General features: G+C 68.1%; 22 protein-coding genes and 2 tRNA genes. 9 read left to right on the top strand and 15 right to left on the bottom strand.

Annotation, left to right across the window (positions count from 1 at the left end):
* Nucleotide 1 precedes the first annotated feature (1 nt).
* On the bottom strand, nt 2-1447 hold the full coding sequence (gene leuC / locus LRQ07_RS07945; RefSeq protein ID WP_047523945.1) for a 3-isopropylmalate dehydratase large subunit: 1446 nt from the start codon (nt 1445-1447) through the stop codon (nt 2-4).
* Between the two features lie 190 nt (nt 1448-1637).
* Between leuC and LRQ07_RS07940 the strand changes: the two genes are divergently transcribed.
* Both LRQ07_RS07940 and LRQ07_RS07935 read left to right on the top strand, forming a co-directional pair.
* Nucleotides 1638-2933 (top strand): O-acetylhomoserine aminocarboxypropyltransferase/cysteine synthase family protein, encoded by a 1296-nt coding sequence (locus LRQ07_RS07940; RefSeq protein WP_256536339.1) that lies wholly within the window; start codon nt 1638-1640, stop codon nt 2931-2933.
* Nucleotides 2930-4243, top strand: a complete 1314-nt coding sequence (locus LRQ07_RS07935) for an LLM class flavin-dependent oxidoreductase (protein ID WP_256536338.1) — start codon at nt 2930-2932, stop codon at nt 4241-4243. Before LRQ07_RS07940 ends, LRQ07_RS07935 begins: the two co-directional genes overlap by 4 nt.
* Nucleotides 4244-4261: 18 nt before the next feature.
* Here LRQ07_RS07935 and LRQ07_RS07930 read toward each other — a convergent pair whose 3' ends face one another.
* A complete protein-coding gene (locus LRQ07_RS07930) occupies nt 4262-4759 on the bottom strand; it encodes a DUF427 domain-containing protein (protein WP_256536337.1) in 498 nt (165 codons plus the stop codon).
* Between the two features lie 36 nt (nt 4760-4795).
* Here LRQ07_RS07930 and LRQ07_RS07925 point away from each other — a divergent pair, with 36 nt between their 5' ends.
* A complete protein-coding gene (locus LRQ07_RS07925) occupies nt 4796-5392 on the top strand; it encodes an LON peptidase substrate-binding domain-containing protein (RefSeq protein WP_256536336.1) in 597 nt (198 codons plus the stop codon).
* Nucleotides 5393-5415: 23 nt separating this feature from the next.
* Here LRQ07_RS07925 and LRQ07_RS07920 read toward each other — a convergent pair whose 3' ends face one another.
* Complete coding sequence (locus tag LRQ07_RS07920; protein WP_256536335.1) at nt 5416-6420, bottom strand: TerC/Alx family metal homeostasis membrane protein; 1005 nt, start codon at nt 6418-6420, stop codon at nt 5416-5418.
* Nucleotides 6421-6687: 267 nt separating this feature from the next.
* Here LRQ07_RS07920 and LRQ07_RS07915 point away from each other — a divergent pair, with 267 nt between their 5' ends.
* From LRQ07_RS07915 to LRQ07_RS07900, 4 genes are read left to right on the top strand one after another with little or no spacing between them, the layout of a single operon-like run.
* Complete coding sequence (locus LRQ07_RS07915) at nt 6688-7248, top strand: RNA polymerase sigma factor (RefSeq protein WP_047523939.1); 561 nt, start codon at nt 6688-6690, stop codon at nt 7246-7248.
* Nucleotides 7245-8375 carry a DUF4349 domain-containing protein gene (locus LRQ07_RS07910; RefSeq protein ID WP_256536334.1) on the top strand — a complete coding sequence of 377 codons (1131 nt, stop codon included), beginning with the start codon at nt 7245-7247 and terminating at the stop codon, nt 8373-8375. Before LRQ07_RS07915 ends, LRQ07_RS07910 begins: the two co-directional genes overlap by 4 nt.
* Nucleotides 8376-8434: 59 nt before the next feature.
* Complete coding sequence (locus LRQ07_RS07905; RefSeq protein WP_256536333.1) at nt 8435-8983, top strand: winged helix-turn-helix domain-containing protein; 549 nt, start codon at nt 8435-8437, stop codon at nt 8981-8983.
* On the top strand, nt 8983-10230 hold the full coding sequence (locus LRQ07_RS07900; RefSeq protein ID WP_256536332.1) for an MFS transporter: 1248 nt from the start codon (nt 8983-8985) through the stop codon (nt 10228-10230). Before LRQ07_RS07905 ends, LRQ07_RS07900 begins: the two co-directional genes overlap by 1 nt.
* Nucleotides 10231-10285: 55 nt before the next feature.
* Here LRQ07_RS07900 and LRQ07_RS07895 read toward each other — a convergent pair.
* Nucleotides 10286-10358, bottom strand: a tRNA-Glu gene (locus LRQ07_RS07895).
* A 150-nt stretch (nt 10359-10508) separates the two neighbouring features.
* Between LRQ07_RS07895 and LRQ07_RS07890 the strand changes: the two genes are divergently transcribed.
* Nucleotides 10509-11147 (top strand): MBL fold metallo-hydrolase, encoded by a 639-nt coding sequence (locus tag LRQ07_RS07890; RefSeq protein WP_047523962.1) that lies wholly within the window; start codon nt 10509-10511, stop codon nt 11145-11147.
* The gene (locus LRQ07_RS07885) at nt 11144-11674 is read left to right on the top strand and encodes a GNAT family N-acetyltransferase (RefSeq protein WP_227991616.1); all 531 of its coding nucleotides are present in this window, start codon (nt 11144-11146) and stop codon (nt 11672-11674) included. Before LRQ07_RS07890 ends, LRQ07_RS07885 begins: the two co-directional genes overlap by 4 nt.
* On the opposite strand, the gene pepN is transcribed toward LRQ07_RS07885, so the two are convergent.
* From pepN to LRQ07_RS07830, 11 genes are all read right to left on the bottom strand, one after another.
* Complete coding sequence (pepN, locus tag LRQ07_RS07880; RefSeq protein WP_256536331.1) at nt 11671-14169, bottom strand: aminopeptidase N; 2499 nt, start codon at nt 14167-14169, stop codon at nt 11671-11673. The genes LRQ07_RS07885 and pepN overlap by 4 nt on opposite strands.
* A 12-nt stretch (nt 14170-14181) precedes the next feature.
* Nucleotides 14182-15180 (bottom strand): DNA topoisomerase IB, encoded by a 999-nt coding sequence (locus LRQ07_RS07875; RefSeq protein ID WP_248540330.1) that lies wholly within the window; start codon nt 15178-15180, stop codon nt 14182-14184.
* Between the two features lie 90 nt (nt 15181-15270).
* Entirely contained in the window at nt 15271-15765 is a 495-nt protein-coding gene (locus LRQ07_RS07870; protein ID WP_256536330.1) for a hypothetical protein, read from the bottom strand.
* Nucleotides 15766-15774: 9 nt separating this feature from the next.
* Entirely contained in the window at nt 15775-19146 is a 3372-nt protein-coding gene (locus LRQ07_RS07865) for an ATP-binding protein (protein WP_256536329.1), read from the bottom strand.
* Nucleotides 19143-19805 (bottom strand): DUF4194 domain-containing protein, encoded by a 663-nt coding sequence (locus tag LRQ07_RS07860; protein WP_232761960.1) that lies wholly within the window; start codon nt 19803-19805, stop codon nt 19143-19145. Before LRQ07_RS07860 ends, LRQ07_RS07865 begins: the two co-directional genes overlap by 4 nt.
* Complete coding sequence (locus LRQ07_RS07855) at nt 19798-21261, bottom strand: DUF3375 domain-containing protein (RefSeq protein WP_232761961.1); 1464 nt, start codon at nt 21259-21261, stop codon at nt 19798-19800. The genes LRQ07_RS07860 and LRQ07_RS07855 overlap by 8 nt, the downstream gene beginning before the upstream one ends.
* A gap of 130 nt (nt 21262-21391) precedes the next feature.
* Nucleotides 21392-21463: transfer RNA gene (locus LRQ07_RS07850), tRNA-Gln, on the bottom strand.
* 99 nt (nt 21464-21562) lie between these two features.
* Nucleotides 21563-23068, bottom strand: a complete 1506-nt coding sequence (gltX, locus tag LRQ07_RS07845; protein ID WP_248540326.1) for a glutamate--tRNA ligase — start codon at nt 23066-23068, stop codon at nt 21563-21565.
* 53 nt (nt 23069-23121) lie between these two features.
* Nucleotides 23122-23886, bottom strand: a complete 765-nt coding sequence (locus LRQ07_RS07840) for a class I SAM-dependent methyltransferase (protein WP_256536328.1) — start codon at nt 23884-23886, stop codon at nt 23122-23124.
* On the bottom strand, nt 23883-25142 hold the full coding sequence (locus tag LRQ07_RS07835) for an MFS transporter (protein ID WP_256536327.1): 1260 nt from the start codon (nt 25140-25142) through the stop codon (nt 23883-23885). The genes LRQ07_RS07840 and LRQ07_RS07835 overlap by 4 nt, the downstream gene beginning before the upstream one ends.
* Complete coding sequence (locus LRQ07_RS07830) at nt 25139-25915, bottom strand: fumarylacetoacetate hydrolase family protein (RefSeq protein WP_256536326.1); 777 nt, start codon at nt 25913-25915, stop codon at nt 25139-25141. The genes LRQ07_RS07835 and LRQ07_RS07830 overlap by 4 nt, the downstream gene beginning before the upstream one ends.
* Between the last annotated feature and the right edge of the window lie 33 nt (nt 25916-25948).

The following is a 25948-nucleotide window of genomic DNA, read 5'->3' as shown; positions in this document are numbered from 1 at the left end:
TTCAGAACCCTTCGGTCAGATCGCTCGGGCTGGACAGCGTGCCACGGATCGCGGTGGCGGCGGCGACGAGCGGCGACACGAGATGTGTGCGCCCTCCCTTGCCCTGACGGCCCTCGAAGTTGCGGTTGGACGTGGAGGCGCAGCGCTCCCCCGGCGCGAGCTGGTCGGGGTTCATGCCCAAGCACATCGAGCAGCCGGCGAAGCGCCACTCCGCTCCGAAGTCCTTGATGACCTTGTCCAAGCCCTCCGCCTCGGCCTCCAGGCGCACCCGCGCGGATCCGGGGACCACCATGACGCGGACGCCGTCGGCCTTCTTCTTGCCTTCGATGACCGAGGCGAAGGCGCGCAGGTCCTCGATGCGACTGTTCGTGCACGACCCCATGAAGACCGCATCCACCGGCACTTCCTTGAGCGGCGTGCCGGGGGTCAGGTCCATGTACTCCAGCGCACGCTCCGCTGCGGCACGTTCGTTGGGATCGACGATCTGCGCCGGGTCCGGCACGGAGGCGGACAGCGAGCTTCCCTGACCGGGATTGGTCCCCCAGGTCACGAACGGTTCGAGCTCGTCAGCGTCGATGAACACCTCGGCGTCGAACGTCGCGCCCTCGTCGGTCGGCAGCGTGCGCCAGTAGGCGACCGCGTCCTCCCAATCCTGGCCCTTGGGCGCGTGCGGGCGCCCCTCGAGGTACGCGAAGGTCGTCTCGTCGGGAGCGACCATGCCTGCGCGCGCACCGGCCTCGATCGACATGTTGCAGATCGTCATGCGCCCCTCCATCGAAAGGGCGCGGATCGCGCTGCCGCGGTACTCGAGCACGTAGCCCTGTCCGCCGCCCGTGCCGATCTTCGCGATCACCGCAAGGATGATGTCCTTCGCCGTGACCCCGGGACGCAGTGTCCCGTCCACGTTGATCGCCATCGTCTTGAACGGCTTGAGCGGAAGCGTCTGCGTGGCCATGACGTGCTCGACCTCGCTCGTGCCGATGCCGAACGCCATCGCGCCGAACGCCCCGTGAGTCGAGGTGTGCGAATCTCCGCAGACCACCGTGATCCCCGGCATGGTCAGACCGAGCTGCGGCCCGACGACGTGCACGATGCCCTGCTCCGCGTCACCGAGCGAATGCAGACGCACACCGAACTCCGCCGCGTTGCGTCGCAGGGTCTCGATCTGCGTGCGGCTGGTGAGGTCGGCGATCGGCTTGTCGATCTCCCAGGTCGGCGTGTTGTGGTCCTCGGTCGCGATCGTGAGGTCGAGCCGGCGCAGCGGTCGTCCTTCGGTGCGAAGCCCATCGAAGGCCTGGGGGCTCGTCACCTCGTGCACGAGGTGCAGGTCGATGTAGATCAGGTCGGGCTCGCCGTTGTCGCCTTTGACGACCAAGTGGTCGTCCCAGACCTTCTCAGCGAGTGTCCTGCGGCGTGACGGATCAGCACTGTGTGCGGGGGTGGTCATTGCGTGTCTCCTGTGGCTGACGGTTCGGCCCACGATGGACTCCGCGACGAGGAGGGGCTCTAGATCGAGGTCTCGTCGCGGCCCATAAGAAGAAGGAGCACGGTCCGCATGACGTCAGATTACCACCGCTCGGCCGTGCTCCGATCCGACATGACACTCTGTTGAGCACCGAACGACCGAGAGGGACCGCATGACCGTCGCACGCCCCCGCTTCGCCACCCGCGCGGTCCATGCGGCGCGCGACCGGGAGACCGCCGCATCCCGCGCGACACCGATCTACCTGACGGCGGGCTTCGAGTTCGACGACTTCGATCACGCGGCCGACCACTTCCGCACCGGAGCGGGCTTCGGCTACACCCGCACCGGGAACCCGACCGTCCGCGCCGTGGAACGCCAGCTCGCCGCGCTGGAGTCGGGCGCGGACGCCGTGCTCGTCGCCAGCGGCCAGGCGGCGGTCGCCACAGCCCTGCTCACCGTCGCGGCCGCCGGCGACCACATCGTGTCGTCCACGCACATCTACGAGGGCACCCGGGGCCTGCTCCTCGACAACCTCGCGCGGCTCGACATCGAGACGACGTTCATCGACGACATCGCAGACCCGGATGCCTGGCGGAGCGCGATCCGCCCGAACACCCGCGCGCTGTTCGCCGAATCGATCGCGAACGCCCGCAACGACGTGCTCGACATCCGCGCCGTCAGCACCGTCGGGGAAGAGTTCGCGATCCCGCTGATCGTCGACAACACCCTCGCGACACCGGCGATTCTGCGCCCTCTGGAACACGGCGCCGCGATCGTGATCCACTCGGCGTCGAAGTTCCTCGCCGGACATGGTTCGGTGCTGGGTGGCGTGATCGTCGACGACGGACGCTTCGACGCCGAAGGCGCAGGCCACAACGCGCCCCATCTCGTGCTCCCCGGCCGCGGCGATGCTCCCAGCGTCTTCGCGCGCCACGGAGGCCGTGCTCGCATCGCCTATGCCCGCGAGTCGGTGGCTCCGCGATTCGGTGCCTCGCCCTCCCCGTTCAATGCGTTCCTGATCGGCCAGGGCGTGGAGACGCTCGGACTGCGCGTGGAGCGGCAGTCCCGCAACGCGCTGCAGATCGCCCGCTGGCTGGAAGCGCATCCGGAGGTGGATAGCGTCGACTACGTCGGCCTGCCGTCGCACCCTGACCACGCGACCGCGAACCGGTACCTGGAAGGCGGATTCGGTTCGGTCTTCACGTTCACGCTGCGGGGCGGCCTCCCGGCAGCACGTCGATTCGTCGAGCAGGTGCAGGTGTTCACGCACATGACCCACCTCGGCGATGTGCGTTCGCTGGTCCTGCACCCCGGGACGACGAGCCATGCTCAGCGCACCGAGCAGGAGCGCGAGGGGCTCGGCGTGCGTCCGGGCACGCTCCGGCTCTCGGTGGGCATCGAGGACCTCGACGACCTCCTCTCCGATCTGGCACAGGTGCTCGAGGGCGTGCGGGAGACGGTGGCATGAGCCGCCTTCAGCACTTCGGCTGGTTCCTCGCCCGCGGCTTCGGGCCGCAGGGCTGGGGGTACCCGTCCCTCGACTGGGATTACGACTGGACGCGTCCCGAGGTCTATCAGGAGGCGGCACGGACGCTCGAGCAGGCGGGGTTCGACCTGGTCATCATCGAGGACGCGCCGTCGCTGGGTTCGCCCTCGACGATCGACCTGCGCGTGCGCCACGCGTTCGGCGGGCCGAAGCACGATCCGCTGCTGTTGGCCCCCTACCTCTTCCAGGCGACGAGGCATCTCGGTGTGGTGCCGACCGTGAACCCCGCTGCGTACCTCCCCTATACAGCGGCGCGCCAGTTCGCGACCCTGCAGCACGCGAGCGGACATCGGCTGGGACTCAACGTGGTCACCGACACCGGCAGCGCGCGTCACTTCTCCGACGCCCCGCAGCTCGGCCACGACGAGGCGTACGACCGCGCCGAGGAATGGCTCGCCGGGATCCGCGCCCTGTGGCACAGCTGGGAGGACGGCGCCCTCATCGCCGATCGCGCGACCGACGTGTTCGCAGACGGCTCGCGACTACGCGCTGTCGAGCACCGCGGGAAGCACTTCGCCTTCGACGGCCCGCTCAACGCCCTCCCCTTCACCGACGGCGACCCTGCGATCGTCTCCCCCGGAGGTTCCGGTCGCGGGCTCGGGTTCGCGGGCGCGAACTCCGATGTGCAACTCGCCCTCGCACCGCTGAACGAGAAGTCGGTGCGCGACTACCGCTCCAGGGTGCACGCGGCTGCCGTCGCCGAAGGACGACGCCCCGAGGACGTCAAGGTCCTGTTCGCCATCCAACCCGTGATCACGCCGTCGCGCGAAGAGGCGGATCGCGTCGTGGCGGCCTCCGCGCACCCCGACCACGGAGCACTCCTGCAGATCGCCCGCAAGCAGTCCAGCGATCTCGAGACCGATCTGACCTCCCTCGATCTCGACGAACCCCTGCCTCCCTCACTCTTCGGCTCCCACGTCTCGCGCGGCAGCATTCAGCGTCTGATCGGCGACCGTGGAGAGGACGCCCCCTTGCGCGCGCACCTGACGGCGCTCGCCCGGACCGGACGGATCAGCGATCGAACGGGCTTCGTCGGAACCGCGGACGAGTTCGCCGACCTGATCGAAGAGCTCGGCGAATGGGGCAACGATGGCGTGTTGCTGTGGGGAGACTTCCATCCGGTCACGCTGCATCGCACGCTCGACGAGCTCGTGCCGATCCTGCGCCGTCGCGGCATCCTCCGCCGGGAGTACGCGCACGGGAGCCTGCAGGCGAACCTGCACGCGTTCTGACCGGCCGTCAGGCGACCGTCACCAGCCCAGCGAGCCCGGCCCGCCTTTGAAGGGGCCGACCACGGACGACGTGACCCACCCGCCGTAGAAACCGCCGGGTTGCGGCACCACGACTTCGCCGCCGACCGTGCACTCGTCCATCGGTGCGGCGTAGACGGCGACCCGATCGGCCAGCATCTCGAAGCCCGGAGAGGGATGCGGGTAGTTCCAGGCCGCCCCCTGGCGCTGGGTGTCTCCGCTGTGTACGTCGAAGTAGCGAGCGGCCCCCTTGAACTCGCAGAACGACGAGCCCGAGGCCTCGACCAGTGCGCCGGGGACGAAGTCGGCCATCGGAAGGTAATACACCGGAGGGTGGCTCGTCTCCAGCACACGCATGGCATCGCGGGTGTCAGCGATCAGGTTCCCCGCAAGGCGGATGGTGATGCGCTCGCCGACGGACTCGACGCGCGGCGGCCTCGGGTAGTCCCAGACGGACTCCTGACCGGCGGCGGGGATTTCGGGGCGAGGTCTGCGCATCTGTTCACTGTACGTCTCTCGGTGTTGACTGGTGCCATGACCGCCCTCCCGATGTTCCCGCTCGGCTCGGTGCTGTTCCCGTACACCCCGCTTCCGCTCCGCGTGTTCGAGCCGCGCTATCTCACCTTGATCGGGCGGCTTCTGGATGAGGATGACCCGCGATTCGGTGTCGTTCTCATCGAACGCGGCCAGGAGGTCGGTGGGGGCGACCAGCGCCGTCGCATCGGGACGACCGCGCGGCTGGTCAGCATCTCCACCGGCGCTGACGCGCTGGTCGCCGTCGCCGTCGGCACCGAGCGGTTCTCGGTCGACGAGTGGCTGGCTGACGAGCCGTACCCCCGAGCCGAGGTCACGCCGCTGCCGGAGCTCGACTGGAACGACCAGCTCACCCCGATGCGCACGGAAGCCGAGGCCATCGTGCGGCGCACCCTCGCGCGCGCGCCCGAGGCCCCGTGGGATTCCGGCACGGAGCTCTCGGACGATCCGATCGCCGCGGCATGGCAGCTCGCGGCGATCGCACCTCTCGGCGAGTACGACAGATACGCCCTCTTGCAGTCCGCCACGGTCGGGGCACTGCTCCGTCAGATCATCGACCTCACGCTCGAAGCCGAGGTTCTGTGGTCAGACGAGTGAGACGTCACCGACGCTGAGGGAGCTCACTCCGCCGGCGTCGCGACCCTCGCCGCTCGCTTCTCCCGCGAGGAGGCGATCAGGCTCGCGACCGTCGCGATGGTCATCGACGCCAGGATCACCCCGAGCGAGACCATGTTGCTGATGTCGGGCACCCATTCGACGTGCTCGCCGCCGTTGATGAACGGCAGCTCGTTGACGTGCAGGGCGTGGAGGATCAGCTTGACACCGATGAAGCCCAGGATGACGGCGATGCCGTAGTGCAGGTAGCGGAGACGGTCGAGCAGGTCGCCGAGCAAGAAGTAGAGCTGACGAAGACCCATGAGCGCGAAGATGTTGGCCGCGAAGACGAGGAATCCGTTGGTCGTGATCTCGAAGATCGCGGGGATGGAGTCGATCGCGAAGATCAGGTCCGTCACTCCGATGGTGATGAAGACGATGATCATCGGGGTCCACATGCGCTTGCCGTCCACCGAGGTGCGGATCTTGGACCCGTCGTACGTCTCGCTGATGTCGATCCGACGCCGCAGCAGACGGACGACGAAGTTCTCGCGCTGCACCTCACCCTCGTGGTCTCCGTCCGGCATGGCCTGACGGATCGCCGTCCAGATGAGGAACGCTCCGAAGAGGTAGAAGATCGGCGAGAAGTTCTCGACGATCGCGACGCCCGCGAGGATGAACAGGCCACGCAGGATGAGGGCGATGATGATGCCGACCATCAGCACCTGCTGCTGGAGACGTCGCGGCACCGCGAACTGGGCCATGATCAGCACGAACACGAACAGGTTGTCGATCGACAGGCTGTATTCCAGTGCCCAGCCGGTGATGAAGTCACCCGCATTCTGCCAGCCGCCGACGTTGCCGAGGAGCACAGCGAAGAGGAGCGCGAGGCCGACGTAGAACACCACCCAGAGGGTGGACTCCTTCGTGGAAGGGATGTGCGGCCGCAGCCGGATGAGCAGCAGATCGGCGATCAGGATGATCGTGAGGACGACCATCGACGTGATCTCGAACCAGACAGGGATTTCCAACGGCGCACTGCACCTTTCGCGAAGGGTCGGGAATGACTCGAAAGTCTCTCCCCCGCACAGTGGTGCGTCGCGCGCCCGGAGCAACGATGACGGTGCTCGTGATGACGTTACGCGCGGATCCGGGATACTCCCTCTCGCTCGGGCAATGCTACCGGAGTGCTGGGAGCGTGGGGAACCGCCCACGCGGCGGACATCGACGGAACAGGATCTGAGACGATGAGGACTCCGTCGACACTTCCCGGGTGAGAGACACCGAACGGAATCAGGATGCCCGTGCAGACGAGTGATCAGAAATGGGCGGCCCAGGCCGCGGCAGGCGACGAGAGCGCCTTCCGCGAGCTGTACCGCGCGCATGTCCGGCCGGTCTACTGGATCGCCCGAGGGATACTCGCATCGGCCGCGGATGCGGAGGATGTCACGCAGGAGACGTTCGTCGTCGCCTGGCGGAAGCTCCCCGCCCTCGACCTCCAGGGCGAATCGATCCTGCCGTGGTTGGCGACGATCTGCCGATTCCAGGCCGCGAACCGGCTCCGCCAGCAGCGACGTGATCAGGCACACACCGCCGAAGCCGTGGATGCGACGCTGTTGCCGGACACGATCAGTGTGGAGGAGCAGGTCATCACGGCTGAGCTCGCCGCACGGATCGCCGCCGAGGTGGGCACCCTGAACGAGCTCGACCGGGAGATCTTCCGACTCTGCGCGTCCGAGGGCTACGCCTACCACGCGGCCGCCGAAGAGTTGGGCATCACCCACGCTGTCGTCCGAAACCGTCTCTCCCGAGTGCGCACCCGACTGCGCGGTACCGTCCAGGAAGCGAGAGACGCATGAACGATCAGAACCCCCACGGCGAGTTGCCGGTCGTGTCGGACGAGACCATCGCCCGCATCGAGGAGTCGGTGTTCGCCGAGATCGCCGCCGAGCGTGCGCCGGTGAACCTGGCTGCGGCCCGCGCACGCACGCGACGACGGCGCTGGCTGACAGGCGGCGGCATCGCCGCAGCCTTCGTCATCGGCGTGCTCGTGACTCCCCCGATCCTCGGCGCGGTCGGCGGCTCCACCTCGGTCACCGCGGGCGGGTGGAGCATGTCCGGGGATGCCGCCACCGACGCTTCCTCCTCCGCGCCCGACCGCATGGCCGAGAGCGTTCCGGAGATGCTCGCCGAAGGGACCGCTGATGCGGGCGGTGCCGTCGAAGGTGCCGTCGATGGCGCTGTCGACAGTGATCGGGAGATCATCGCCACCGCACAGGCCACGGTTCAGGTACCGAGCATTCCCGAAGCCGCGACGACCATCGCCGCACTCGCCGCCGACAACGGCGGATACGTGGAGAGCACGGAGATCGGCAAGGCGGCCGCGATGGACGGTACCTCCGAGCCGGCGCCGGCCGACTCCGCGTACGGGTGGATCAGCATCCGAGTGCCGTCCGATGACCTGCCGGAGGTGATCGCCGCGCTCGGCGACGTCGGGGACGTCCTCTCCTCATCGACGTCGAAGCAGGATGTGACCTCGATCTCCATCGATCTGCAGGCGCGGATCGACTCGACCAGAGCATCGGTCGATCGTCTCACCGAGTTGATGTCGCAGTCGGGCAGCGTCTCCGAGTTGATCGAGGCGGAAGTTGCGCTGACCGATCGGCAAGCACAGCTCGAGTCGTACGAGCAGCAGCTCGAGGCACTGCAGGACCAGGTGGCGATGTCATCCCTGCAGGTGCAGCTGACACGGGAGAACTCTCCCACCACTGCTGACCCCGCGGGATTCAGCGACGGCCTCCTCGCCGGATGGAACGGCCTCGTGGTCTCGCTGAATGCGCTCGTGATCGCGGTCGGATTCATCCTCCCGTGGCTGGCGATCGCCGGAGTCGTCATCCTGATCGTGTGGCTGGTCCGCCGGTCACACCGGTCCCGTCGCGCCGCGCACGCGGCAGCCGGAGACCGTACGGACGCCGAAGAAGCCTGATTTTTCGGGGTATACAAGAAGGCTTGTGCGTCTGCACGGGCGGGATTAGCGTCTTTCCCGTGGAAGACATCTCCGTGATCACCGCCGTGCACCATCCGTTGCGCCGCCGCATCTACGACTACCTCCTCCTGTACGGGACGTCTCAGGTGACGACGCTTGCCCGCGCACTCGAGAACCAGGTCGGCAGCATCAGCCACCACCTGCGCATGCTCGAGCGAGCGGGGGTCGTCGAGCGCGTTCCCGACCCGGACGGTGACAAGCGGACCAGCTGGTGGGCTGTCGCACGGAGAGGGTTGACCTGGTCGACCGACGACTACGCGGACTCCCCCTCCGACGCCCTTCTCGCCCGAGAGGCGCAACGCCAGGGCATCCGGATGCAGATCGAGCGACTCCAGCAGTGGCACAGGCACCGACACGATCCTGCCTACGTCGGGTACGACGGCTCCAACACCGAGACCACGACCTGGGCTTCTCCCGATGAGTTGCGAGATCTTTCCGCTCGACTCCTGGCGACGATCCGCGAGTGGCAGGACGGCATCGATCTCGCGGACGACCAGTCACGCACGCCCATCTTCGTGTTCGCCCACGCCTTCCCGACGGTGCCGTGATGGCCACCCTCAGCGAGCCGACGGTGCTCCTCACTCCCCCGGAGTTCCGACGCGATCACCGCGTGCACGCATGGATCGGCGTCAAGGCCCTCTCCGACGCGGGGGATGCACTCTGGACGATCGCACTCGCCTGGACAGCCGTGCAGATCGCGTCGCCGGCCGTCGCCGGCCTGATCGTCGCAGCCGGGACCATCCCCCGGGCGGCGATCCTGCTGTTCGGCGGCGTGATCGCCGACCGTGCCGATGCGCGGCGGATCATGCTCTTCTTCACCATCCTCCGCGTGGGCGTGCTCGTCGCCGTGGCCGTGTGGGTCCTCACAACGCCCCCTTCCGTGGCGATCCTGCTGTTCGCCGCAATCGCGTTCGGGGTGTGCGACGCGTTCTACGAGCCGTCGGCGGGCACCATCGCGCGACAGCTGGTCCGACCGACGGATCTACCGTCGTACGGGGCGGCCGCGCAGACCGCGTCACGACTCGGCACCATGGGTGGCGCGGCGATCGGCGGGATCATCGTGGCGCACGCCGGCCTCGTCGGCAGTGCTTCACTGAATGCGCTGACGTTCGCGCTCGTCGCCGCCTTCATCGCGATCTGGTTGCGACCGCGGTTCCGACTCGCCCGGGCCGAGAAGGAGTCGGCGCTGCGCGGCATCGCGCGAGGATTCGCGCACCTCTCCGCGAATCCGACCACGCGCACCCTCGTGATCGCGCTGTCGGGTCTGAACCTCGCCGTGGGGCCCGCTGTCGGGATCGGCCTCGCGTTGCGCGCACACGCCGAAGGCTGGGGCGCGCAGGCGGTCGGCCTCTTCGAAGCCCTCCTCGGTCTGGGCGCGGCGATCGGAGCCGTCTCGGTCGCGAAGTGGCGACCCCGCCACGAAGCGCGCGGTGGCTTCTGGGCCCTGGTGGTCCAAGGGGCAGGGATCGTCGCCCTCGGGTTCGGGCCGGCCTGGACCGTGGCGACGGCCGCCTTCGTGATCGGAGCGACAGCCGGATACGCCTCGGTCCTGCTGAGCGCGACCTTCTCAGCCACCGTCGACACCGCCTATCTCGGCCGGATGGGATCGCTGACCCGGTTGGGAGACGACTGCCTGATGCCGTTGGCGATGGCGGGGTTCGGCGCGCTCGCCTCACTCACGAGCCTGTGGGTGCCCTTCACCCTGTTCGGCGGCGCGATGATGGCGCTGATGATCCTGCCGTTGAGCAACAGGACATTCCGCACGATGGCGCTTCGCTCGGGGCCGGCGGAATAACGGCCTCTGAAAAGCAAGAAAGCCTCCGGCGAACCGGAGGCTTTCTCGTGTTGTGTGACCCCAGCGGGATTCGAACCCGCGTTACCGCCGTGAGAGGGCAGCGTACTAGGCCGCTATACGATGGGGCCGTCTGGCGAAACGTTTCCGTCGCGCGACAACCGTTCAAGTATGCCACGGCGTTTCTCCGTCCGCAAAATCGAGGCCGCCTCCTCGTGACCCCCGGGCGTGGCGCGCGGAATCCGTTTGCCGTGGAGCAGACGAAGGAGTTGACTCATCTCATGCGCGTCACCAAGTTCGAACATGCTGCTCTCCGTCTCGATGCGAACGACAGGACCCTCCTGATCGATCCGGGGTCCTTCACGGCACCCGTGAACGATCTCAGCGATCTCGTCGGGATCGTGATCACGCACGAGCATCCCGACCACTGGACCCCTGAGCACTTCGACCGTCTGCTGCGCACGGCGCCCGGCACCCCGATCTTCGCGCCCGCCGGCGTCGCGCGCGCGGCAGAGGGCTACGACATCACCGTGGTCTCCCCCGGTGACACCGTCGAGGTCGGCGGTTTCACTCTGCGTTTCTTCGGCGGCACGCACGAGGTCATCCACTCATCTCTGCCCACCGTGGAAAACGTCGGCGTCCTCGTCAACGACGAGCTCTACTACCCCGGCGACTCCTACGCCGTCCCCGAAGGCATCTCGGTGGGCACTCTCGCCGCGCCGCTCGGCGCGCCCTGGTTGAAGATCGGCGAAGCGATGGACTACGTGCTCGCCGTCGCGCCACGCCGCGCCTTCGGCACCCACGACATGACGCTGTCGGTCATCGGCAAGAACATGCACCGACAGCGCCTGCAATGGGCCACCGAGCAGGGCGGTGGCGAGTTCTTCGTGCTGGAGCCCGGCGACACCCTCGACCTGTGACCGGCGCAGCACGCCGCCTTCTCCCCTCGCCGACCGCCCGCCTCCGCTTCCGCGAGATGAGGGAGGACGACCTCGATCAGATCGCCGAGATGCTCGGCGATCCGGAGGTCATGGCCTTCTACCCGGCCGTGAAGACGCGCGCGGAGAGCGCCGAATGGATCGCGCGGATGCAGGAGCGCTACCGGGAACACGGGCACGGGCTATGGGTGATCGAGACGCACGACGGTGAGTTCATCGGGGACTGCGGTCTGACCTGGCAGTCCGCGAACGACGCTCCGGTGCTGGAGGTCGGCTATCACGTCCGTCGCGCGAGTCAGCGCCGAGGCTACGCGACGGAAGCCGCGAGGGCATGCGTCGAACTCGTCGCCCGCGAACTCGCCCCCACCCTGCTGACGGCGATCATCCACCCCGCCAACACCGCGTCGCGCGGGGTCGCCGAGAACCTCGGCATGACGCACATCGACGACGACCGCGCCCACCCGTGGATCGTACGTACGGTCATGGGCATGCAGGTCGCCCCGGCTTAGCCCTCGGCGGACGCGTCCTGTGCGGCGCGTACCCGGAGGTCGCGTTGCAGGTGATCCCGCTGCTCGACGACCAGGCGACGAAGTGCGGCCGGCGCGGCATCGTTGTCCGCAAGCCAGGCGTCGACGGGGCCGAGGGTGTCGCTCGCAGGGAAGAACCCGAGGACCAGCCTTCGAGCGATCTCGATGCTGCGTCCGCTCCATGCCGCACCGATACGGCGGAAATACTCCTCATCGAAGCTCGCGATGAGGTCTCGGCGTCCCCCGGCGCGGAAGCCGTCGATCTCGGCATCCAAGTGGTCGTTGCTGAGCGATTCGTCATTCCACGCCGACTCCCACGCGCCGCGTCGCACGGCGGTTTCCGGGCGCGAGGCACGTGCGCGCCGCGCCGCCGTGCGTCCACTCCCCGTGTCGTCGCCTTCCTCCTCGGCCGCGATGTCTGCGAGGTCGGCATGCCCCGTCGCGACGAGTGCCGTGAGGAGCTGCCAGCGCAGGTCAGGATCGACGACGAGACCCTCGGGAACGTCCCCGTCGAGCAGGGCGCGCACCCGTTCGCTGTGCACATCGTCGAACGCGGAGGCCGTCGCCAGAGCCCGCGCCCACGAGAGCTGCGCATCGCTCCCCGCGTCCGCGGCCTGAAGCGCATTCCACACGGCTGCGGTCCAGGTGCGCTGCTCGTCGTCGCGCCGGGCGGGTGCGACGTAGTGCCGGATCGTGTGGACCGCATTGGCGAGGACGCTGGACAGGAGTCCGCTGTTCGACTCCGCCGGAGCATGCGTGCGCACGATCGCGAGGTAGCGTGTCGCGCTGAGCTCGCCGTCGCGGGTGGCGTTCCACAGCGACGACCACACCAGCGCGCGGGCCAGCGGGTCTTCGATCGACGAGAGGGACTCCTCGACGGTGCGCAGCGAGGCCCCGTCCAGTCGCGCCTTCGCATAGGTGAGATCGTCGTCGTTGAGCAGCACCAGATCGGCGTCAGCGAGCTCCACCTCGGTCCGTTCACCGAGCAGATCGAGTTCCTGCTGGTCCTTCCGGACGATGCGGCCGTCCTCGCGCCCGTAGAGCCCGATGCGGAGCCGGTGCGGGCGCGGATCCGTCTGTACGAGGAAACGGCGCCCGTCGTCGTCGGTCTCCAGCCGGATCGTCGACACGCCGGAGGTCTGCAACCACGACGCCGACCAGTCGCTCATGTCACGTCCGGACACGGCACTGAGTTGCACGAGGAAGTCGTCCAGAGTCGTGTTCCCGAAGGCATTCGCCGCGAAGTAGCGACGGGCGCCCTCGAAGAACGCCTCGTCCCCGACGAACGCGACGAGCTGCTTCAGCACCGCAGCGCCCTTGGCATAGGTGATGCCGTCGAAGTTGAGCTTCGCGGCTTCGAGATCGGTGATATCCGCGACGATCGGGTGCGTCGTCGGCAACTGATCCTGCTGGTAGGCCCACGCCTTCCGACTCGCGGCGAACTTGACCCACGCGTCATGAAAACGCGTCGCGACCGCGGACGCGTGTGCGCCCATGTAGTCGGCGAAGGACTCCTTGAGCCACAGATCGTCCCACCAAGTCATGGTCACGAGGTCGCCGAACCACATGTGGGCCATCTCGTGGAGGATCGTGTTTGCACGCGCGGCTCGCTGCGCCTCGGTGGCCGCCCCTCGGGACAGGTATGCCTCGGTGAACGTCACGAGCCCCGGGTTCTCCATCGCTCCGAGGTTGTACTCGGGGACGAAGATCTGGTCGTACTTGCCCCAGGGATACGGGTAGGCGAACGCTTCCGCGAAGAAGTCCAGCCCCTGCCGGGTCACCTCGAGGATCTCCTCGGATTCCAGATACGGGGCCAGGGAGCGGCGGGCGAAGACTCCGAGGGCGACCTGTTCCTCGCCGCGCTGCCACTCGCCGTCCACCCGGGTATAGGGGCCGGCGGCGACCGAGGTGATGTAGCTCGAGATCGGGAGAGTCGGGGCGAACTCGACGCGCTGCACGCCGACGCCGAGGTCCGTGTGCGTCGGTGACTGGTTCGAGAGCACCTCCCACCCGGACGGCGCGTCGACCACGAAGATGTAGGACGCCTTCATGTCCGGCTGCTCGAAGCACGCCATGACCCGGCGCGAGTCGGCGGGCTCGTACTGCGTGTACAGATACGTCTCGTCGTCGGCGGGATCGTGGAAACGGTGCAGTCCTTCGCCCGAACGGCTATAGGCGCCGACCGCTTCGACCCGGACGACGTTGGACGTGCCCAGCCCGACGAGGGAGATCCGTGCGCCGTCGTACACGACCTCCTGCTCGACACCGTTCAGGACGACGCGGGTGACTGCCTCACCGATGAAGTCGAGCCAGGTCGCCTCGGTGGACGCGTCGAATTCGAGCGTCGTCACCGTCGGGAACCCGGTGCGAGCCCGCTCGGGGGCGCCGGTCAGGTCGAGCTCGACGCGAATGCGGTGCACGGTGACCGCTGCGGATCGCGCTGCGGTCTCCTCGCGGGTGAGGTTGGCTGTATCCATGTATCCATCCTGTCATCCGGATCGCCGCGTCCTCTTCCGCGACGTCGCCGGTCCGCCCAGCAGTCGGCGGATGGCCGTCTCGGGCGACACGGAGAGGTCGAGGGTGCGCCCCCGCGCATACTGCGTGAACACCCTCGGATCGATGTAGCTGCCGCGTGCGACGGCGGTGGTGTTGCCGAGTGCGGTCGCCGCGGCCTGCACCGCGAGCCGCTCGGCCTGCTTGCGCTCGCTGCGACGATCGAGTTCGCCGATCCGGGCCAGGGCGTCGGCGGCGATGATCGTCCCGTGCAGAGTCCGGAAATCCTTCGCTGAGAAGGAGGAGCCGGTGACCTCGCGCAGATACGCGTTCACTTCGGCCGGGCTGATGCGCACACGGCGGCGGCCGCGCCGATAGGCCAGCAGGAAGGCTCCGGACTTCCCCGCGGCGAAATCGGTCAGGGCGTCCGCGAGCGCCTCATCGGTGATCTCTATCGATGCGGTGCGCCCGCTCTTGGCGGGGAACGACAACGCCACCTCGCTCCCGGACACGCGCACATCACGACGCCGCAGGGTCGTGAGACCACGGCTGCCGTGACGCACCAGGTACCGCTCCGAGCCGATCCGGAGTGCCGCATCGTCGAGCAGGCGGAAGGCGATCGCCAGCGCGCGCTCCTTCGTCTGTCCATCCTCGCGGAGAGCCCGTGTCACGCGTGCTCTGGCACCGGGAAGCGCAGCGGCGAGTTCGAGAGCGCGGACGAACTTCTTGCGGTCGCGGCTGACGCGCCACAGCGGGTGGTAGAGGTACTGTTTGCGGCCCGCCTCGTCGACCCCGACCGCTTGGATGTGCGCCAACGGATCCGCAGCGATCCAGACGTCGCGCCAGGCCGGCGGAATCACCAGATCGTCGATGCGTTGCCGATCAGCTTCCGGGGCGGTCTCTCCCCCGGGACCCGCATACCGGAACCCTGATCCGGATCGCCGCCTGCGGAACCCGGGGTCCTCCCCCGGAACCACGCGGTTCAGTCTCGCCATCCGCTCTCCCTCCTCGACCCTCTCGCCTCAGACGAGGATGCCGCCTCGTCACGGCCGGCGATAGGGAGTGGCGTCGCGGCCCCGTGCGTGCTATTCGTCGTCGGGGGGAGGTGCGGCGAACGCACGACGCATGTGGTCGCTCGTCAGGAAGTCGGCGATACCGATCATGATGAGGCTGAAGATGATCTGCTCGGAGACCATCCACAGCGGATACAGGCCGGGGATGGCGGCCATCACGAGCGTGATGATCGGGAAGATCTGCGCGAACAGGCGCAGGCGCTGATACGCCCAGCGCCACCCGCGCCGCGCTCGCCACGCGAAGTAGAACAGCGTGACGGTCATCGCGAGGACCACGAGCGTCCGCATCCACACCGCGAATGAAACGGGCTCTCCGTCGACCGCGAGCACCAGCGCCACGACGACCGCCCCGACACCGATCACGAGCTCGACGACGAGAAGCCAGAGGATCCACGCGAAGGCGCGCACCGTCCGGGGGTGGGTGCGATCGGCCTCGCTGATGGCGACGCCGGCGTGGCGGCCGCCCGCGATCCGATCGAGACGGAGGAAGAGGGGTTCCAAAGCCATGTCTGGAGCCTAGGCGTTGCGAATCGCGGCGTCGTCCGGCAGGCCCACCTTCGCCTTCGCCCACGACCGCCCATGCGTGTCCTTGAGGATGTCGTACTCGACATCGACGTGAGGCTCGATCGCGCTGTACTTGTCGTTCGGGGCGCCGATCACCAACTGGAAGCCGAGACCTCTCCACGCACCGATCGCGCGCTTCGTGAAATGCGCATCCGCCTTGATCAGAGCCTCGTCCATGAAGACCGGGGCGTAGCGCGGTCGAGCCGCGCCCGCGTCTCCGAGCTGGTACCGAAGAGCGGCGCCGACGATGAACGCGACGAGCTCCTGCGACTCCCCTCCGGACTTCTCGCCGATGTGATCGTAGAGCGCGACATGCGAACGCGTGGCGGCGTCCACTCTCTCCGCACTCACCCGCACATGGTTCCTCACGTCGATCAGCTCCGCGAAATCGGGGGCCGTGCGACGCATGCGTGCGATCAGCCGGCTCATCTTGCGATAGACGGTCTCACGCTCTGCATCCGTCGACGCCGCATCGATGAGTCCGCGGACCTCACGGAGCTCCCTGCGGAACCGCTTGCGCGCCTCCGTCTGGTTCTCCCGCGGGGTGATCTGCAGCCTATGGTCATCGTCGTAGAACGGGAGCTCCTCCATGATCCTGTTGATGGGATCGATCCGATCCTTGATCTCTCGGAGGGAGCGGCTGAGCGTCGAGTCGAGGCTCGTCAGATCGTTTCCGGACAGCTTGAGGAGACTGTCGCGCCACTCGGTCTCGAGCTCATGCAGCCCGTTGGTCTGGAGCGCTTCGAGGATGCTCTCGAACTCGCCGACCGAGGCATCCGGATCGGGGAGGATCGTCAGACTGTCCCAGCGTTCGAGGAACCCGGTCATGAGTCGACGCATGCTCTCCCGCTGCTGCTCGTGGGCGTCGGCGGCTTCGCGGCGCTCCTCGAGGAGGCGCTGCGCGGCGGTCCGGAGCGCTGTGTCGAGATGCGACAGTCTCTGAGCCGCCGCCGGTGTGTCCCCGGTCTCCGCATGCAGGAATCGCCCGTCCAGGAAGGCCGCGTGCCCCTCCTCCAAGACGGTCCCCGACGACGCTGCCGCATCGATCACGGTCTGGCAGGCGTCGACGTCATCGGTCACCTGCCCCCACCGCTCCTGCGTCTGGGCGAGCTCATTGCCCAGCCGCGCCTCGTCGTCGCGGAGGCGACCCGCACGGGCCCTCAACTCCTCGGCCTGGCTCTTCAGCGGCGCGATCTCGGGGCTGGCCGTCGTCACCTCGGCTTCGACCGCGAGCCAGCGCTCCTTCTCCGCTTCCACGGCGACGACATCGATCTGCTCCCAGGTGAGGTCCTCGATCTTCGCGAGCGCGGTGGACGTCGTCTCGATCCGGTCGAGCGCGGCCTCGGCCTCCTGCGCCGCCGCGGCGGCGTCCTCGTATCGCTCGGCAAGTCGGCGGAGTTGCTCGTCGAGTTCCCGCAACCGGCGTTCGTTGGTGAAGCCGAGCACATTGGCACGGCCCTGACCGCCGTGACCGCCGCGGCTTCCCTGAGATACCTGACCGCTGATCGTGAGCGCCTTCTGGTGTTCGCTCAGCTGCGAGGGGGAATCCACGCAGACGTACCCGTAACGCTCCTGCAGTCTCTGCTGCAACCAGCCGGTGAAGGGCGATGGCAGGTAGTCGAGCCGGGCGGGAAGCGACTTCGGATCGGCAGGGCGCATCTCGGACAGTCCGACGTGCACGCCTTCGTAGTTCAGGCGCTCGGGAGTGCGGACCGCGTTGATGGCGGAGCGGAACGTCGCCAAGTGCTCGGCATCGATCAGCAGCGTCCGGGCGAAACCGCCGAGAGCGAGGTTGAAAGCCTCACGCCAGGGCTCGAACTCGGTCCGCAGCTCGATGAGCTCCGCTACGAAGGGGAGCTCCGACGGGGAGAGACCCACCGCCTCGGCGAGCAGAGCCCGCGACTCGTCGAGACGCGCCGGGATGCTGCCCCGCACGCGGCTCGTCCGCTCGCGTTCCTCCCGAACACCGCGCATCTCCGTCTCCGCGGCTCTCCGAGTCGTCTCCGCGTCGGCGAACGCAGCGCGTGCCCCGCGGTTGTCGGACTTCGCCGACGCACCGCGAGCCTGGGAGACGAACGCGTCGAACTGCGCCGCGGTTTCGACCTCTGCGCCGAACTCGCGGACGATGGCGTCGAACTTCGCCCGTTCCCGGCGCACGTCCTCGAGCCGGCGTTCGGCGACGCGGAGCTCGCGCTGCGCGGTCTCGAGGCGATCGCCGCCGGACTGACGGAGGACATCGAGGAGTCCTTCGCGCTCGAGGTCGGCCGCGTCGACGAGCGCACGCTTCTCGCGGACGGCGAGGCTCAGGGCACGCGCACGGTCGCCCAGTTCGACCTCCACCTCGCGGAGCAGATCCAGACGTCGCTGCGCGTTCCATAGAGCGGCGAGCGAGGACGGATCCGTGAAGACGCCGACCTCGTCGATCACCCTGACGCGCTCGGCAGCCGCGGCGATCCGCTCCTTGATCGCCCGGATCGGTTCGAGAGCGCTCACCTGCTGCTTGGCGGTCAGCATCCGGGTGCGCGTGCTCTCGAGCTCGTCGAAGTGCGCGACGACGGCGTCTGCGGTGGCCATGGTCTCGGGCTCTTCCAGGACGAGCTTCTTGTAGAGATCGTCGACCGTCGTGATCTGCTGTCCTGCCTGGATGCGCGCCAGCAGGCTGATGGCCTTCGAGCCGGAGCCCGCGGCACCGATCCCGAGCACGGCCTGCAGCCGCGCCGAGAACTCACGGTCGGTGGCGAGCGTCTCCAGCCCGGTCCCACGCACCGCCGCATCGGACAGGCGCTGCGCGGCTGCCTGCTCCAACAGTCCCAGGTCGAAGGCGCCGCCGACCGTCGCCCGCACCCGGGTGGTGTCTTCCAGAGTGCGCGCGTCCGCCGGGATGTACCACGCACGTACCGCGGTGAACCGTGACCCGTCGTGATCCAGCCACGTCGTGGCGATCGCGCTCCAGGTGTCCTCACCGTCACCACGCAGCACGCGCAGTTTGGTGCCGTCCTCGGTTCGGGACTCGTCGATCTTCCCCCGCCCGTAGGAGAGGATGTTCCGCTGCTCCTCGCCCCGGGGGCGCCCGGTCACGCCACCGTTGGACGCGCCGTTGAACGGTGTCGTGTGCGGCATCATGAGCGCGATGTACGCGTCCATCAGCGTGGACTTCCCCGACCCCGAACCGCCGCAGAGCAGGGTCGCATCCGGGGAGAAACGCACGCGGTGAGGGCCGCCGTCATAGCCGCCCCAGTTGATCAGCTGCAGCTCCTCCGCCACCCACTGCTGTCCTCGGGACCCCGAGGGAATGAGTCCGAACAGCGTGTCGACCATCGTCATCGTTGCACCACTTCCTGCGACCGCAGCCAATCCCGGAGCTCCTTGAGCGTCTCCGCGCTCAGCACCACTTCGACGAGCGCCGTGATCCGATAGCGACCACTCGTCTCCTCCTGGATGATGCCCTCACGGTCGAGGCGGTCCATCGCGTTGCGAATCGCCTTCTGCTGTCGCGCGGTCCCTCCGTCGACATCCGTGAAGTAGCTCAGCACCGTCTGCTCGAGATCTTCGATGTCGATACGGACGGAGGCCTCACCGGCGGCGGACTCCCGCTGGTAGACGGTGCGCAGGTGCACGAGCACCAGTGTCTCCGCACGTGTGTACGGCGCATCCTTGAGGAGAACGGGCATGTCGATCTCGTCGGAGCGGAGTTGCTGCTTGTACGCGAACCCCCGGCCGTGATCGATGACCAGGCGGAGGTACAGGTCGTTCAAGCGCGACTCGATCACCTGCTGATGGTCCAGCAGCAGGGTCCACTCCCGACGGTTGCGCTCCGCAGCGATGAACCGGCGCTGAAGGATGTGCACCAGAACACGTCGGATCTCCGGATCGAGCGTTCCCCGATCACCTGCGAAGTGCTCCTCGATGTCGTCTTCCATCGGGACCGGCGCGATGAACGGCTCATCGAGCGGCGCGTCGGTCGCGAGGCTCTGTTCAGGCATGTGCATCTTCCTTCGGGTTGCGCGCCGTGACGGCGCCGAACGCGAAACGTCGTGTCGAGCCGTCCGGACGCAGGGCTTCGACCACCGACACCTCGTCGCTCTCGGTCATGCCGTTGCGGTGTGCGATCTCGAGCAGACCGAGAAGGTCGACGGGGCGGCGCGTGTCGTCCGCGGCTGTCGTGAACGCCGCGGCGAGGTCGAACTCCTCACCGAGAGCGGAGACGTGTTCTTCGAGTTCGGTGTATCTCGGGCCTCCCCAGGCGCGACTGTCGACGTCGAGGAACTCGACGTCGTCGGCGTCCGCGAGGGGAGCGGGGGCGGCGGGAGGGCGGATACTGCTCACCGTTTGGCGGAGGTGTCCGAGGTCGACGAGCGGGAGGCTGCGCACCGGCGCTGCGCTCGCGCCCGTGCCGTCCCAGACGTGGAGGGCGGCGATCACATCGCGGAGCAGGTCGTCGATCTGACGGTCCCGCAGCGGATCGTGCGTCTTCACCTGCCCGGTGATGACGTGCGATGCGCGGCGCTGCGCGGCCAAGACCTCCTCGACGCCGAGTTCGACCCGGCGTCCGATGGCATCGAGATCGGCGCGCTGGTTGCTGTCGAGCTTGCGTGCGAACGGCTGCCGGAGCAGGCCGTGGAGTTGCTCGGACAGCGCGTCGATGCGCTCCGGGTCACCGATCAACCGCAGCGCCCCGGCGAACGCGCGCCCTTCGGGGGTGGAGTTCATGACGTCCTGCGCGCGCTGCAGATACTCACGGAGGACCTCGCCCGTCGGACGCTCGTCGCGACGCAGGTGGGCGACGACATCGCGCTGCATGACCTTCAGGGACTCGGCGACGCGCGTGAAGTCCGCCGGGAGCTCGCGAGCCAGATGCAGCACGTTCTCCGCCTCTTCGAAGAGCTCTTCATCATCGAGAGGATCCGCCTTGCCCGATTCCTCGATCCGGGCGATCTCCGCGTCGAGTGCCGTCCGCTCCTCGCGAAGGCGCGTGAGTCGCCGCTCCGGATCGGCCTCCGCGCTGTCCGCCAAGTGCTCCACGGCCTCGAGGAGCGTGCGCACGCGGGAGTTCGAGACGCGTGTGCGTCCACCGCCCGTCCGGCCCGCGATCTCCAGCGCCTCCACCGCATGCGCGGAGAGCCGATACACCTCGACGTCGTCATCGATCTGCTGGACCAGCCAGCCCAGGCGCACCCAGTTCCTCGAGACATCGCGTCCGGTCCCCGCCGGTGTCCGCCGCTCATCGTCATCGTCGTCCGCGCCCCTCAGCTCCTCGAGGATCTCGGAGAGCTCGGCATGGGCATCCGCGATCGGGATCGACGGCCGGTCAGCCGTGAACAGCAGAGAAAGCGAGGCGACGACGAAGGGAGCGTACCGACCGTGGAGCAGATCGAGCGTCGGAGTGCGGAAGGCGGTGACAGCGCGGGAGTATGCCGATTCCGCTCGTGTTCCTGTCACACATTCACATTAGTCGCGACGTCGGTCTTCCTCGGACGCGACGCGGGAGTATGCCGCGCGACGACCGGCCAGCTGAGCACAACCGCCCGAACACGAAGAAACCCCCGTCTGAGCGGGGGTTTTGATCTTGCTGGGGTACCTGGACTCGAACCAAGAATAACGGAACCAGAAACCGTCGTGTTGCCAATTACACCATACCCCAAGGGCGAAACCAGGGCCTCGCACCGAGAATCAAGCCTACCCGAGCGGCGGCGGAACACCAAAACCGGTGCCCTGTGCCGCCGCCCGGGCGCGTCGCGGTTCAGCCCGCGAGGAACGTGGAGAGCGACCGCAGGCGACGCAGGGACTCCTCCTTGCCCAGCAGCTCCATCGACTCGAACAGCGGTGGCGAGACCCGGCGGCCGGTGATGGCCACCCGCGGCGGGCCGTAGGCGATGCGCGGCTTGAGCTCGAGCTTCTCGACGAGTTCGGCGGCGAGGGCCTCCTGGATCTTCTCCGGCGTGAAATCCGTCACCGGTTCGAGCGCGGTGACGCAGGCGTCGAGCACCTCGGCCGCATTCGCCGGAAGGCCCTTGAGCGCGTCCTCGGCATACGAGACCTCATCCGTGAAGAGGAAGCCGACCATCCCCGGCACCTCACCCAGCAACTGCACACGCTCCTGCACGAGGGGCGCGACGCGGAACGCCATCACCAGTTGCTCATGCGTGGGCTCATCGAACAGACCCGCGGCGGCGAGGTACGGCACGGTCCGCTCGGCGAAGTCCTTCTCCCCCAGCATCCGGATGTGATCGCCGTTGATCGACTCGGCCTTCTTCTGATCGAAGCGCGCCGGGTTGGGGTTCACGTCGGTGATGTCGAACGCGGCGGTGAACTCATCGAGCGAGAAGACGTCGCGGTCGGGACCGATCGACCAGCCGAGCAGAGCCAGATAGTTGAGCAGCCCCTCGGGGATGAACCCGCGCTCCCGGTGCAGGAACAGGTCCGCCTGCGGGTCGCGCTTGGAGAGCTTCTTGTTGCCGGTCTCCCCCAGCACCAGGGGCATGTGCGCGAAGCGCGGCACGAAGGTCGTCACACCCGCATCGATCAGTGCCGCGTACAGCGAGAGCTGGCGCGCGGTCGAGGGCATGAGGTCTTCGCCACGCAGAACGTGGGTGATGCCCATCAGCGCATCGTCGACCGGGTTCACGAACGTGTACAGCGGCACGCCGTTCGGACGCACGACCACGAAGTCGGGGAACGAACCGGCGGGGAAGGTGACCTCGCCGCGGATCAGGTCGACGTACGTGAGGTCCTCATCCGGAACACGCAGGCGCAGAGCGGGCTGACGGCCCTCGGCGCGGAACGCCTCCTTCTGCTCATCGGTGAGGTCGCGGTCGAAGTTGTCGTAGCCGAGCTGCTTGGCGCGACCGGCGGCCTCGTTGCGCGCATCGATCTCCTCCGCCGTGGAGTAGCTCTCGTAGAGGGCTCCCGTGGCGATGAGCTTGTCGATCACCTCACGATAGATGTCGTGACGCTCCGACTGCCGGTAGGGCGCATGCGGACCGCCGACCTCGACGCCCTCATCCCAGTCGATCTTGAGCCAGGTCAGCGCGTCGACCAGCTGGCGGAAGCTCTCCTCGCTGTCACGCGCGGCATCGGTGTCCTCGATGCGGAACACCATCTTCCCGCCGTTGTGACGGGCATAGGCCCAGTTGTAGAGAGCCGTGCGGACCATGCCGACATGCGGCAGACCGGTCGGTGAGGGGCAGAAGCGGACGCGGACGTCGGCACCACTGACAGTCGTGGTGAGGGGGTGAGGGGTAGCCATAGCCCTTCGATTCTACGGGGACAGGGCTGGGCGCCGTCGGCGGGTCGCGGCGCTCAGCGACCGGCGCTCACCGCGATCGCCGCACGATGTTCCAGCGGCAGCGATCCGCGCACGCTCCGCTCCTCCACGACGGTGTCGAACGCGGTTCGGAAGCGCTGCCGCTCGGCCTGGTCGAGACCGGCGTAGAGAGCACCCGCACCGGCCACTCCCCCGTCGACCGAGAGCCAGAGCGAATCCGGGTCCGCGTTCCAGATCCAGTCGATCTCGGTGACCGCAAGGTGCGGGAGTCCCGCCTCCTGCAGCATCCGCCCGAATCCGTCAGCCGTCCGCTTGAAGTCCTCCGCATCCGAGAGGCGTGCGCCGACGAACGGAGCGATCCCGGCACGCTCGGTGATCTCGGCCCAGAGCCAGGAAGGCGAGAGCGTCCAGACCGTCGCGACGACGGCACTTCTGGTGACACGTCGCAATTCCGCGGCGGCTGAGCGCGGAGAATCGACGTGATTGAGCACGAAGTTCGCGACGGCCACGTCGAACTCTCCCTCCGTGAACGGCAGCGAGGGCAGGGCGCCGTCGATCGTCTCGATCCGGGGGTGCAACCGGCGGGACGCCGCGCGCATGGTGGGTTCCGGCTCACATGCCGTCACCGTCCATCCGTCGGCCGCCCACCTCGCTGCGAGCGTGCCGTCCCCCGCACCGACGTCGACCAGAGTGCGACCGTTCCCTTCGCCCAGCACCTCCCGCATCGCGGAGAAGGTTCCCGCGCAGAGCGCAGCGTAGGAAGCCGAATACGCGTCGCCGACGCCGGACCAGTCCTTCACCGTGCTCCGGAACGCGCCAGCGGAGCCAGCGCCACGATCGCGATGACCAGCACGAAGGCGGCGACCCCGAGCCCCGCGTACTGGAAGTTCGCCAGCACCACTCCCGCGAGCACCGAACCCGCCGCAGCGGACAGGCTCATCAACGAGTCGCTGCGACCCTGCCTGCGTGTGCGGAGCTCAGGCGCGGACGCCTCGGTGAGGAGCGCGGCACCGGCCACCGTCGCGGCACTCCACCCCAGACCGAGCAGGATGAGGGCGACCATCACGCCCCAGGCCTCGGTGCCCGTGAAGACCGCGAAACCCAGCGCCCCCGCGAGGAGCGCCTGACCGAGGAGGACGACCTGGAGCCGGCCCCACCTGTCGGCGAGCACCCCGAAGACGGGCGACAACGCGTACATGCCGCCGACATGGAGCGCGATCGTGATACCGACCAGCGCGGAGACATCCGCCGGGCTCGGCGCCATCCCGCCGGCGCCATGCGCCATGTGAGACAAGTGAACGGGGGTCATCGCCATGACCGATGCCATGACCACGTGAGACCCCGCGATCGCGAAGATCGCATAGCGCGCGACCCGAGGCCGGTCCGCGACCACGGTTCCGGCGACGGCGGCGGACGCCTTCGCGAGACGCTGAGCGGCCAGCAGAGGATCGGGCCGCAGCGCGACGATGTAGAGCACGAGCGCCGCGCACTGCGCCACGAACGAGAACAGATAGGAGCCCGTCTGCGGAGGCATCCCGACCGCCTGCCCGACGATCTCGCCCGGTCCGAGCAACAGCGGGCCGGCGACACCGCCGATGGTCGTCGACCAGACGACGATCGACAGGTCACGACCACGATGCTGCGGTGCGGCGAGATCGGTGGCGGCGAACCGCGACTGCAGGTTCCCCGCGTTGCCCGCCCCGATCAGCAGGATCCCGACGAGGAGCAGCGGGAAGACGCGCAGGGAGGCGGCGAGGATGACGACCGCGATACCGACGAGCGCGAAGAGGTTGCCGAGGGTGAGCGCCCGACGCCGTCCGACGTGCGCGGCGAGCCGGGCGAGCGGGATCGCGCACGCGGCCGCTCCGAGCGTCACGGAAGCCGTGGCCAGCCCGGAGAGCGCATCGTTGCCCGAGATGTCCGCGGCCAGGAGCGCGCCGAGGGAGACCGTCGCACCGAATGCGATGCCGCCAAGGACCTGTCCGAGCGACAACACCAGGACGGTTCGCCGCTGGACAGCCGTCTGCTGCGCCGCCGTCAGGGCGACGGTCGTCATGGCACGGGAACGGCGTCGCGCGCGGTGTTGCGAAGGATGCCGAGTCCGGAGATCTCGACCTCGACGACGTCACCCGCCTCGAACGTGCCGACCCCGGCCGGCGTGCCCGTCATGATCACATCGCCGGGGAGCAGGGTGAAGACGGCGGTGGCGAACTCGATGATCGCCGGCACCGAGTGGATCATGTCGGTGAGTGGGGCGTGCTGGCGCACCTCGCCGTTCACCCGCGTCTCGATCGTCGCGTTGGCCAGATCGAAGTCCGTCTCGATCACCGGTCCCAGCGGGCAGAAGGTGTCGAATCCCTTGGCCCGCGACCACTGGCCGTCCTTGCGCTGCAGGTCCCGCGCGGTCACGTCATTGCCGATCGTGTATCCGAGCACGTAGTCGAGCGCGTTCTCGGCCTTCACGTTCTTCGCGATCTTCCCGATCACCACGACGAGCTCACCCTCATACTCGGTGCGCTCCGAGAGCGAGGGACGCACGATCGCATCACCCGGTCCGATCACGGACGTGTTCGGCTTCAGGAACAGCAGCGGTTCCTCCGGGGCCACTCCCCCCATCTCGGCGGCGTGATCGTGATAGTTCTTCCCGACGCAGACGACCTTCGACCGCGGGATCACCGGAGCGAGCAGCGCGGCGTCGGCGAGGGGCACACGAGCGCCGGTCGTCTCGTACCCGGTGAACATCGGATCCCCCGCGAGGACGACGAGCTCGCGCTCGTCGATGATCCCGTACATGATGGCTTCGTCGTGGCTGAACCGGGCGATCTTCATGGTGTCCAGCCTAGCGAGCGCGGCACCTTGCAC

This window comes from Microbacterium sp. J1-1, from assembly GCF_024498615.1.
GTDB lineage: Bacteria > Actinomycetota > Actinomycetes > Actinomycetales > Microbacteriaceae > Microbacterium > Microbacterium aurugineum.
Note: the sequence above shows the minus strand (reverse complement) of the source record. Positions and strands in the feature narration are given on the sequence as shown.

What these genes read in the sequence shown, in the direction of transcription:
- LRQ07_RS07835 (WP_256536327.1), bottom strand. Translation starts at nt 25,142, where the DNA reads ATGACGACCGTCGCCCTGACGGCGGCGCAGCAGACGGCTGTCCAGCGG.
- LRQ07_RS07860 (WP_232761960.1), bottom strand. Translation starts at nt 19,805, where the DNA reads ATGCCTGAACAGAGCCTCGCGACCGACGCGCCGCTCGATGAGCCGTTC.
- leuC (WP_047523945.1), bottom strand. Translation starts at nt 1,447, where the DNA reads ATGACCACCCCCGCACACAGTGCTGATCCGTCACGCCGCAGGACACTC.
- LRQ07_RS07925 (WP_256536336.1), top strand. Translation starts at nt 4,796, where the DNA reads ATGACCGCCCTCCCGATGTTCCCGCTCGGCTCGGTGCTGTTCCCGTAC.
- LRQ07_RS07915 (WP_047523939.1), top strand. Translation starts at nt 6,688, where the DNA reads ATGCCCGTGCAGACGAGTGATCAGAAATGGGCGGCCCAGGCCGCGGCA.
- LRQ07_RS07930 (WP_256536337.1), bottom strand. Translation starts at nt 4,759, where the DNA reads ATGCGCAGACCTCGCCCCGAAATCCCCGCCGCCGGTCAGGAGTCCGTC.
- pepN (WP_256536331.1), bottom strand. Translation starts at nt 14,169, where the DNA reads ATGGATACAGCCAACCTCACCCGCGAGGAGACCGCAGCGCGATCCGCA.
- LRQ07_RS07865 (WP_256536329.1), bottom strand. Translation starts at nt 19,146, where the DNA reads ATGACGATGGTCGACACGCTGTTCGGACTCATTCCCTCGGGGTCCCGA.
- gltX (WP_248540326.1), bottom strand. Translation starts at nt 23,068, where the DNA reads ATGGCTACCCCTCACCCCCTCACCACGACTGTCAGTGGTGCCGACGTC.
- LRQ07_RS07875 (WP_248540330.1), bottom strand. Translation starts at nt 15,180, where the DNA reads ATGGCGAGACTGAACCGCGTGGTTCCGGGGGAGGACCCCGGGTTCCGC.
- LRQ07_RS07910 (WP_256536334.1), top strand. Translation starts at nt 7,245, where the DNA reads ATGAACGATCAGAACCCCCACGGCGAGTTGCCGGTCGTGTCGGACGAG.
- LRQ07_RS07935 (WP_256536338.1), top strand. Translation starts at nt 2,930, where the DNA reads ATGAGCCGCCTTCAGCACTTCGGCTGGTTCCTCGCCCGCGGCTTCGGG.
- LRQ07_RS07830 (WP_256536326.1), bottom strand. Translation starts at nt 25,915, where the DNA reads ATGAAGATCGCCCGGTTCAGCCACGACGAAGCCATCATGTACGGGATC.
- LRQ07_RS07940 (WP_256536339.1), top strand. Translation starts at nt 1,638, where the DNA reads ATGACCGTCGCACGCCCCCGCTTCGCCACCCGCGCGGTCCATGCGGCG.
- LRQ07_RS07900 (WP_256536332.1), top strand. Translation starts at nt 8,983, where the DNA reads ATGGCCACCCTCAGCGAGCCGACGGTGCTCCTCACTCCCCCGGAGTTC.
- LRQ07_RS07870 (WP_256536330.1), bottom strand. Translation starts at nt 15,765, where the DNA reads ATGGCTTTGGAACCCCTCTTCCTCCGTCTCGATCGGATCGCGGGCGGC.
- LRQ07_RS07890 (WP_047523962.1), top strand. Translation starts at nt 10,509, where the DNA reads ATGCGCGTCACCAAGTTCGAACATGCTGCTCTCCGTCTCGATGCGAAC.